Origin of the sequence: Flavobacterium sp., assembly GCF_020217025.1 — a bacterium.
GTDB lineage: Bacteria > Bacteroidota > Bacteroidia > Flavobacteriales > Flavobacteriaceae > Flavobacterium.
The window spans coordinates 1-10000 of the sequence record NZ_JAIWOF010000103.1; the positions used below are offsets into that span (position 1 = coordinate 1).

11 protein-coding genes are annotated in these 10000 nt (G+C 32.9%); 4 read left to right on the forward strand and 7 right to left on the reverse strand.

The features are described from left to right. Positions 1-210: 210 nt before the first annotated feature. From LDL23_RS05000 to LDL23_RS05015, 4 genes are all read right to left on the reverse strand, one after another. Positions 211-816: a hypothetical protein gene (locus LDL23_RS05000; protein ID WP_291264725.1), complete on the reverse strand. Its 606-nt coding sequence runs from the start codon at positions 814-816 to the stop codon at positions 211-213. 123 nt (positions 817-939) lie between these two features. After that, positions 940-2349, reverse strand: coding sequence for a rhodanese-like domain-containing protein (locus LDL23_RS05005; protein ID WP_291264726.1), 1410 nt, complete (start codon positions 2347-2349; stop codon positions 940-942). A 63-nt stretch (positions 2350-2412) separates the two neighbouring features. Continuing rightward, a complete protein-coding gene (locus LDL23_RS05010) occupies positions 2413-3189 on the reverse strand; it encodes a sulfite exporter TauE/SafE family protein (RefSeq protein ID WP_291264727.1) in 777 nt (258 codons plus the stop codon). Next, a complete protein-coding gene (locus tag LDL23_RS05015) occupies positions 3189-3821 on the reverse strand; it encodes a Crp/Fnr family transcriptional regulator (protein WP_026726080.1) in 633 nt (210 codons plus the stop codon). Before LDL23_RS05015 ends, LDL23_RS05010 begins: the two co-directional genes overlap by 1 nt. A gap of 84 nt (positions 3822-3905) precedes the next feature. Here LDL23_RS05015 and LDL23_RS05020 point away from each other — a divergent pair, with 84 nt between their 5' ends. Genes LDL23_RS05020 through LDL23_RS05030 form a run of 3 tightly spaced genes read left to right on the forward strand, consistent with a single transcriptional unit; the run spans position 3906 to position 6330 of the window. Next, positions 3906-4451: a hypothetical protein gene (locus tag LDL23_RS05020; RefSeq protein WP_291264728.1), complete on the forward strand. Its 546-nt coding sequence runs from the start codon at positions 3906-3908 to the stop codon at positions 4449-4451. 45 nt (positions 4452-4496) lie between these two features. Beyond that, positions 4497-6104: a class I SAM-dependent methyltransferase gene (locus LDL23_RS05025; protein ID WP_291264729.1), complete on the forward strand. Its 1608-nt coding sequence runs from the start codon at positions 4497-4499 to the stop codon at positions 6102-6104. A gap of 7 nt (positions 6105-6111) precedes the next feature. Beyond that, a complete protein-coding gene (locus LDL23_RS05030) occupies positions 6112-6330 on the forward strand; it encodes a hypothetical protein (protein ID WP_291264730.1) in 219 nt (72 codons plus the stop codon). On the opposite strand, the gene LDL23_RS05035 is transcribed toward LDL23_RS05030, so the two are convergent. Both LDL23_RS05035 and LDL23_RS05040 read right to left on the reverse strand, forming a co-directional pair. Then, the gene (locus LDL23_RS05035; protein WP_291264731.1) at positions 6331-6888 is read right to left on the reverse strand and encodes a 2'-5' RNA ligase family protein; all 558 of its coding nucleotides are present in this window, start codon (positions 6886-6888) and stop codon (positions 6331-6333) included. A gap of 3 nt (positions 6889-6891) precedes the next feature. Continuing rightward, on the reverse strand, positions 6892-7890 hold the full coding sequence (locus LDL23_RS05040; protein WP_291264732.1) for a metal-dependent hydrolase: 999 nt from the start codon (positions 7888-7890) through the stop codon (positions 6892-6894). A gap of 213 nt (positions 7891-8103) precedes the next feature. On the opposite strand from LDL23_RS05040, the gene LDL23_RS05045 reads away from it, so the two are divergent. Further along, entirely contained in the window at positions 8104-8913 is an 810-nt protein-coding gene (locus tag LDL23_RS05045) for a hypothetical protein (RefSeq protein ID WP_291264733.1), read from the forward strand. An 84-nt stretch (positions 8914-8997) separates the two neighbouring features. Here LDL23_RS05045 and mnmE read toward each other — a convergent pair. After that, positions 8998-10000, reverse strand: a 1003-nt coding sequence (gene mnmE, locus LDL23_RS05050) for a tRNA uridine-5-carboxymethylaminomethyl(34) synthesis GTPase MnmE (RefSeq protein WP_291264734.1), incomplete at its 5' end; no start/stop codon positions are given.

Genomic DNA, 10000 nt, shown 5'->3' on the forward strand with positions numbered 1-10000 from the left:
TTCCGAACAGAGAAGTTAAGCCCGACTGCGCAGATGGTACTGCAGTTATGTGGGAGAGTATGTCGCCGCCTTTCTTTTGAAAAGCCTGTCTAAAGACAGGCTTTTTTGTTATGTGTAATTTTAGTCCCAAAGGGACGAAAATAAGAAATCCTAACTTGTAACGGTTAGGATTTGTTGGTTTATAAATAGTAAGCTTCTTATTAAATTGATTTAATGAATTGAATAGCTATCTTTTAAAATTTCAATAAAATTATTCAATAGCAAATGGATGTTATCAAGTTGATCTAATGTTTTTAATTTTTCTTGTTTAGCATAATAGAGCATATATTTTCCATTTTCTGGAAGTTCATCAAATAATCCTTTATCATTAATGATTTCTAATCTATCTGGTTGTAAAGAAATGATTTGATTCATCAAGGTTTCATTTTTTAAAATGGCAATAGCCTTGTATTCATGATTACTTTGGAGGAAGTATTTTGTATCAAAATTTTTATTATTAATCGTAATATCTTTTCGATTAAAAACTTTGCCGATTTTTGTAAGAATATCTTCTTGGGTGATGCACAATTCGAGTTTAATTGGATTCAAAAATTCAACAATTCCAATCATGTATTTTTTCTCAAATGTTCTTCCACCTGAAGTGACATAATAGGTTTTGTTTGCAATATTATATTTGAAACCTGAATGCTCATAGGTTACAAATAAATCACCACTTTCAGATTTTAATATCCCATTTCTTTCAGTAGCAAATTGCTCCCAAATGTATCTTATATCTTTTCCTAGTATGAATTCTTTAATTTTCTTATAAACGGACATTATATTAACTAGATAAATTAGTTTTCAATAAAGATAGTAATTAATGTCATTTTATATAAGGATATGGGGATATAAAAAATCCGACTCTTCTAAAGTCGGATTTCGTATTTATCTAAAATTGTTTTATTTCAACGTACTCGGACAAACATAAGCTGTTAAAGGAATATCTGTCGTTCTGATGCCTGCCATTCCTTTTTCTATGTTTATCATGTTATGGTAGCCTCTTGATTTTAAGATAGATGCCATGATTACCGAACGATAACCACCCGCGCAATGAATGAAGAATTTCTCATCTTTTGGCACTTCGGCTAATTGTTCGTTAACGTAATCTAATGGGATGTTTTTAGCATTTACAACGTGTTCAGCAGTGTATTCTCCTGGCTTTCTTGAGTCGATAACTGGAGCAGTTTCGTATTGTGCTGCGAAAACTTCTGGTGAAATCGATTCAATGCTATCTGTTTCGTAACCTGCAGCTTTCCATGCTTCGATTCCTCCTAATAAGAAACCTAATGTATTATCAAATCCTACACGAGATAATCTTGTGATAGTTTCTACTTCTTTTCCTTTTGGCGTGATTAATAATATTGGTTGTTTTGTATCTCTTATTAAAGCTCCAACCCAAGGCGCAAACTGTCCATGTAATCCAATGAAAATAGAGCCTGGTACATGTTCTTTTACGAAATCATTCTCATTTCGAACATCTAAAATTAAAGCATCTGTTTGATTAGCAACCGCTTCAAATTCTTTTGGATGTAAAGGTGTTTCTGCTTTTGACATTACGGCATCCAAACTTTCATAACCTTGAATGTTCATCAATACATTTTGTGGGAAATAAGCAGGTGGAGGCGTTAATCCATCTAATAATTCTTTGATGAATTCTTCTTTTGTCATATCGGCTCTCAAAGCGTAATTGACTTTCTTTTGATTGCCTAAAGTATCTGTCGTTTCTTTACTCATATTTTTACCACAAGCACTTCCAGCACCGTGATTTGGATATACAATTAAATCATCGCTCAAAGGCATGATTTTGTTGCGTAATGAATCAAACAAATGACCCGCTAATATTTCTTGTGTTAAATCTTCTACTAATTCTTGAGCTAAATCAGGACGACCAACATCACCAATAAATAAAGTATCTCCCGTAATAATTCCGTGCTGTTTTCCAGATTCATCAGTAACTAAATAACACGTACTTTCTAACGTGTGACCTGGAGTGTGAATCGCTTTAATAGTTACACCACCCACTTTAAATTCTTGTCCATCAGTGGCAACAATGCATTCAAAATTAGGTTTTGCTGTTGGACCATAAACGATAGAAGCACCAGTTTTCTTAGCCAAATCTAAATGTCCTGAAACGAAATCTGCATGGAAATGCGTTTCGAAAATATATTTGATTTTAGCGTTGTCTTTATTCGCTTTTTCGATATAAGGTTGTACTTCTCTCAATGGATCTACAATTGCCGCTTCGCCATTACTTTCTATGTAATACGCTGCGTGAGCAATGCATCCGGTATATATTTGTTCGATTTTCATAATAATCTTATTTTTTACAAATTTACATTCTAAATTTTACTTCTTCTGTACCCAAAGTTACATTTACATTTCTTTTAACAAGATAATGGCAGCCATTACCAATACAAAGTAAGCAAAAATCTTCTTTAATTGACTTTCATTCGTGTATTTTGTAAGGTACATTCCAGTAAATATTCCAACAACCGAAATGGATGAAAACGTTAACAAAAATAACCAATCGATTTCCAAATTCTGCACATCACCGATAAATCCTACCAATGAGTTCATGGATATAATGAATAGGGAAGTCCCAACAGCTTTTCGCATCGGTAATTTGGCAAATAAAATCAATGATGGAATAATTAAAAATCCGCCACCTGCTCCGACTAATCCGATAATAATTCCAATAGTAAAAGTTTGAATTCCGATTAGAATAAGATTCCTTTTTTCTTCGCTATTGGTGTTTTGACTTTTCTTTTTTAAAACTGAAAGCGCTCCAAATACCATAATCACAGCGAAAAACAACATCAAGAATGTTTCTTTTGTGATGAGAATAGGAGATTCGATTATGGCTTTAGGAATTCTGGGAACAACAAATTTTCGGGTTAAGTAAACCGCTATAAAAGACGGAATGGCAAAGATGAATCCGTTTTTGATGTCAACTAAGTTTTTTCGATAGTTTTGAATCGCGCCAAAAGTAGACGTCGTTCCAACAATAAATAGCGAATAAGCGGTTGCTGTAACAGGATTTATGCTCATCAAATACACTAAAATCGGTACGGTTAAAATAGAGCCACCACCGCCTGTTAGTCCTAAAACTAATCCAATAAACAACGCGCCAACATAGCCTAAAATCTCCATTAGAATTGAAGGATTTCGATTTTATTTCGGTGTAATTTGATTTTTCCTTGCAATTCTAACGCTTTCAATAAACGTGAAATTACAACTCTCGATGTATGCATTTCGTAAGCAATCTCTTGGTGTGTATTTTTGATTTCGGTATCGCCAATTACTTTCGCTTTATCAGTTAAATATTTGTACAAACGTTCGTCTAAATTCATGAAAGCCAAGGTGTCAATCGCTTCTAACATTTCGTTTAAACGCACATTATAGCTATCAAAAACGAAGTTTCGCCACGTTTTGTATTTGGTCAACCATTCTTCCATTTTTTCTACAGGAATCATTAACATCGCGCCATCAGTTTCCGCAATGGCACGAATGCGACTTTTCGATTGTCCCATGCAACACGTTAAAGTCATAGCACAAGTATCGCCACGTTCTAGGAAATACAATAATAACTCATCACCATTTTCATCTTCTCTCAATATTTTAATCGCGCCAGTTAATAAAAGCGGCATTGTTTTGATGTAATCCCCAATTTCAATTAGGTAATCATCAGCTTTAAATTCTTTGTAAATTGCCACTTTTGCAATTTCGTCCAATAAAGCTTCCTCAAATATATAACTGTAGGCTTGATCTAAAATAGCTCTCATTTGTAATCCTTTTTTTGTAAAGATACGACGATTCTTTAAAAATCAAATGTTACTTTTGTTACAAAGAAATCGAATAGACACTTTATGACCTTAAAAAAATACAATAAAACCAATTTCCATAAACATACTTTTTGCGAGTTTATTGAAGTCGATACGAATGCGATTCCAAACAACGAGTGGCATTACAAAAGTAAATCGGGTAGTGGTTATTGTTTTACAGAGGAAGGTGTTTATCGTATTTCGAATCATTGGGGAAGAGCCGCGAATTGTAGGTGGCGATTGATTTCCGAAATAAAGAATCCAAATCAGAAAGAACGAATTGGTTATGCCAAATGGATTGATTTTTATCCGAATAACGAAACTGAAAACTTTTTCTATGTAGAAGTTAATTTCGAAACTAAAGAAGCAACTTTCCAACACAAGAATAATCCGAATTACGACGGAAAAGCTGTTTTACGAAACGCTTCTGAAACGGCAAAAGTTATCCGACAAATAAAAGAAATTTTGGAATCAGATACTTGGGCGAAATATTTAGATTTTGATGATTTGGAACAACTTCGAAAAGAAATCATCACAAAACTTATCCAAACTTCCACTTCTTTTGCCGAGATAAAAAGAAGTTTATTGTAAAGTGAATCAGAATTTTCATAAATTTGAGAATAAACCACTCGATTTATGATGAAACGAAACCAATTACGCGAAGCTATTTTTAGACATTTAGATGGATTAGTTGTTGTTCCTGTCGCTTATTCTCTCTTCAAGAAAGGAATTTTAGCACATCTTTTAAAGGAGAAATCCACAACTTTAGCTCAAATTACAAACGAGTTTTATGCTAATGAAGGTTATTTGAATGTAGCATTACGCGTTCTGGCATCGCAAGGTTTTCTAAAATACGAAGTCGATAATGCTTCAGGAAATGTTGCGATTACTACTTTGCCTATTAGCGAATTTGCGTTTTCGCTTGTTCCCATGTATGAGGATACGTTTCAATTGTTAACCAAGACTTCGGTTTTTACTGCTAATAAAATGGATGTGGATTCTATTGCTTTGTTAGAACCCATTTTAAAGAAATTCACCGAAAATTATCATATTCATTTTGAAGAAGATGAATATTTAAGAGCTATTCAAGAGCAAATGTTGACACATATCGAAGGCTATTTGGTTGGCCCAATTGTTGTCAACTTAGGAATGACAGGCATGTTTCACAAGTATTTCATGGAAAGTTCGTTTCGAGCGGATGAATTTCATAAACATCCCGAAGCGTTTGCTAAAATTCTCGATTTCTTTGTGCATTTGGGTTGGTTTTCTAAGAAAAACGACAATTATCAATTTACAGAAGACGGCTTTTTCTTTGCCAAACGAGCTTCGGCTTATGGTGTGACGGTTTCGTATCTTCCGATGTTTAAACATATTGACAGCTTGCTGTTTGGAAATGCTAGCGAATTGCGAAATATAGCTAAAAACGAAGACGAAATTCACGTCAATCGCGAAATGAATGTTTGGGGAAGTGGTGGTGCGCATGCGACGTATTTCAAAGTAATTGACGATATTATTATCGAACTTTTTAATAAGCCAATTGCTAAACAACCGAAAGGAATTTTAGATATGGGTTGCGGAAATGGTGCTTTTTTACAACATATTTTTGAAGTCATCGAGCGACAAACCTTGCGAGGTAAAATGTTAGATGATTATCCATTATTTTTAGTTGGTGCGGATTATAATCAAGCAGCATTAAAAGTGACGCGAGCGAATTTGATTAAAGCGGATATTTGGGCAAAAGTTATTTGGGGCGACATTGGAAATCCCGATTTATTGAATAGTGATTTGCAAGAGAATTACATCATCGATTTGAAAGATTTGTTGAATGTACGTACTTTCTTAGACCACAACCGCATTTGGGAAGACCCGAAAAATAAGACTAAAGATAGAGTTAGTACTTCTACTGGAGCTTTTGCACATCGTGGTGTTCACATTTCCAACAATGATGTCGAAGATAATTTATTGGAACATTTTATGAAATGGAGTCCGTATGTTCGTAAATTTGGCCTTTTAATTATCGAATTGCATACGGTAGCACCCGAATTAACTGCTCAAAATCTTGGAAAAACAGCTGCTACTGCTTATGATGCTACACACGGTTTTTCGGATCAGTTTATTGTTGAGATTGAGGTGTTGCAAAAAATAGCGGCAGAAGCAGGATTACATTCGGATCCTGATTACTTTAAAAAATATCCAGAAACCGATTATGCAACGGTAAGTATTAATCTGTTTAGAGGAAAATAAAATTAAAATGGAAGATAAATTTTCAGAAATAAAAAAAGACATTCAATTGATTATTGATAATATGGCGATAAAGAATTTATCGGAAGCCAGTATTAAATTAATTGAAGTGAGTGATGATTTAGACGATATGATGGATGCTACCGATGACGAAATCGTGTTGCGAGAAATTAGTAAATATCAAGTGTTGCTGAATCATTTGCAGATTAAAATGAGTACGAAAGAGTAATTAAAACAAGGTTAATTGTTCTTTTTCAGGTTCCATTTCACTTAGAAAAGGAATTGTTTCAAGCACATCATATTGTTTTCTATCGGTATTGAAAATTCGAATAGTAATGCCTTCGCAAATGAAATTCAAATCTATATTATCAAATAAACTATAGGCTATTTTCAGTTGGGATTCATTAAGTTGTCTACCAATTGAAATATGCGGTTCCGTACTTTTATGACTCACTGGAAATTGAATTTGTTTTGGAATTTCCTTCATGATTTCAGCCATTTTGGTTTTGCTTTCGGCTTTGGGAGCAATAAAAAAAGCACCATTAGTATAATTGCCAAAATCATTAAACGTGACTTCAAAAGGAATTTGATAACGGCAGTAATTGGCGATTCGCGATTTTATATTTTCATATGTTTCATCTCCGTATTCAAACTCACAAATGGTCACATGAGCTAAAGAATTCTTACTCGGAAACCATCCAATTTTAGCACTCAATTGTTCTTTGAGTTCTTTAACCGCTTCAATAACGGTTTCAGAAGGATGAAAAACTACCGAATATTTTGCCATACGTTAATTGCCTTTTAATCGTGTAAAAATCTTTTTTAGCAATGCTTTACCATCTCGTTTGGCTTTTGGAACTTCCTCAGCCCAATAAATTCCATCAGACATCGGAATCATTTGATAACTAAAAGCAAACTGCGGATTTTCAGGATTGTCGTTCAATAAACCAAATCGCAAATCATTAAAAAACAAACGATTGTTTTGTGTGGATACCAAATACCAACCTTCGCTAATTTTTATAAGTTGCTGAAAATCATACGAATTTACCAGTTTTTTTTCTAATTCTTTATTTTTGGAATAGAAAGTAAAACGAATCGGTTGCGAATCAAATAGAGAATAATCGGCTAAATAATATCCTTCTGAAGTAGCCACATTTGCATTCCAAAGAATACAATTGAAAGCGGTGGGTTTTACAATCAGTTCTTGATGAGCTAAATTTTGATTTTGCATTGCTTTTTCAAATTTATGTACAGCAAAAAGTTTCAAAGCACAAGTCAAAAGTAAATATGATGAACTAATCACCAATCCACGAATTACATATTTTCTTCGAATGAAATAATCTTTGTTTTTCCAAACGAAAACTAACGAAATTAACAACGGAATTGTATACAAAGGATCAATAACGAAGATGGTTTTCAAAGCAAATCGGTAATCTAAAGGCCAAAGAATTTGCGTTCCCCAAGAGGTAAATAAATCTAAAAATACATGAGTAATCAAACACCAAAACGCCAATAAAGAAGCGCTTTTGAAACTGATTTTATTCTTTTCTATTTTAGAAATTACCCAACCCAAAGCAGGCGACAAAAACACAAAAAAGAGTATGGAATGACTTAAACCTCTGTGAATAGCAACTCCTTCAACATCACTTAAAAATTTTCCTACTACAATATCTAAATCAGGAATTGTACCTAAAATAGCTCCATATAAAAAGGTCTTGTTTTGCAGTTTTTTACCAGCCACGAGTTCGGCAGTAGCGATTCCTAGTACTATTTGTGTTAGTGAATCCATTTAAGGTTTTGAATAATTTTGTTTTTGTAATTTTAGCTTAAATTTAAAAGTATTAAAATTACAAAAGAAAAATCAATTCTAAATATATGTTTCAAATATTGAGTTTTTGTTAAATTTAGATTTAAGGTAAAATAATTTGAATAAAATAGATAAAGGGGTTTAAAAAAACAGTAAATTTGGCTCTTAGTCTTTAACAATAAATTTCATCTAAAAATGAGAAAACTAATTTATTTTCTATTTATTTTATCTTTTTTAAATTCATGTAGTAGTAGTGATAGCGATGCTTCTAATGAAAACGAATCTGCGGAAGTCCCACCAGTAAGGTCATACGTAACCTATATTTCTCAGAATTCTGTCACGCTTAATGGAGTTATTGATAACACTAATAATTATTACCAAGGACCAGGAACTTATAAAGTTGGATTTGTTTTTAGGGCGGGTAATATTGACGATTCTAGTAATGATCAAGTTATTATAGTAGATGAAAATGTTGAGTATGAACCATATAAAAAATATTTCAGCACTAATATAAGTTCCTTACTACCCAATACTAAATATTATTATACTTGTTTTACTGAAAATGGTAATTATGAAGAAAATGATTGGGAAGAATTTACAACATCTGAAATTCCTTGTGTTCAATTACAAAATAATTATGTGAGCATTTCTGGTGTTTGGAATACTGTTTATCCAGAAATTAATGATCCTTTGTGTTGTGATGAAGGGAATTTTGGTATTAGATTTGGTACATGGCCTAATATTTATGAAATAAATTTTAATGAATTGAATAATGGTTTTCCAAATACGGGACAATATTTTGGTGTTGATTATCGTTTTGATATTACAGATTACAATAAAGAAGTCGTAAAATCATCAAATCAAGTGTTAATAGATAATATTTCTACACCTGCAACGGAATTATTTGTTAATAATGATGGAGTAACATTAACAATAATTTTTTGTAATACAACTTTAAGAAATGGTACAGTTTTAAATGGAAAGGTTTCAGTATTATTACCTTAATTTATTTTAAAATAAAATTATTTTGAAGCTGATTTATCAAAATCAGCTTTTTCATTTGAATAAAGGATATGTTTAATGAAATTTTTACTTTCCGATACAGAAGTTCGCGAAAATATTTCCAAGTAATTCATCATTGGTAACTTCTCCAGTAATCTCACCAAAATAATGCAAGGCAGAGCGAATATCAATCGCCATTAAGTCAGAAGAAAGCCCTGAATCCAAGCCCCATTTCACTTTTTGGACTTCTTCTAAAGCTTTTAATAAGGAATCGTAGTGACGCGTGTTGGTTACGATGGTTTCGTTATTACGTAAAGCCCCTGTGTTTACGAAGGACATCAGTTCATTTTTTAATTCTTCTATACCTACTTTTTGTTTTGCAGAAATAAAAATTGAATTTTCAATTTGAGATTCTAGATTTCGGAGTAAACTCTCATCTAGTTTGTCTTTTTTATTAAATATTGTAAGTAATGCTTTTTGAGGATATTTATTTCTAATTTTTTCTACTTCTACTTTCAAACCTTCCAAACTCTCCATTGTTAGTTCCGTACTGTCAACAAGGAATAAAACTACCTGCGCTTGCTCAATCTTCTCAAACGTCTTTTGAATCCCGATGCTTTCCACTACATCTTTTGTTTCACGAATTCCGGCCGTATCAATAAATCTAAAACCAATACCATTAATAACCAATTCGTCTTCAATTGTATCACGTGTTGTTCCTGCAATGTCCGAAACAATAGCACGTTCTTCGTTCAATAAAGCATTCAATAAAGTTGATTTCCCAACATTCGGTTCGCCCACAATGGCTACTGGAATACCATTTTTAATTACGTTACCAACAGCAAACGAATCAATCAAACGTTTTAAAACGAATTCAATTCGCTCTAATAATTCATGAAATTGGGTTCTGTCAGCAAATTCGACATCTTCTTCGGCAAAGTCTAATTCCAATTCGATTAAAGAAGCAAAATTTAATAACTCTTCACGCAATTTGGCAATCTCGTTACTAAAACCGCCACGCATTTGTTGCATCGCAATTTGATGTGACGCTTCATTATCCGAAGCAATTAAGTCAGCAACCGCTTCAGCT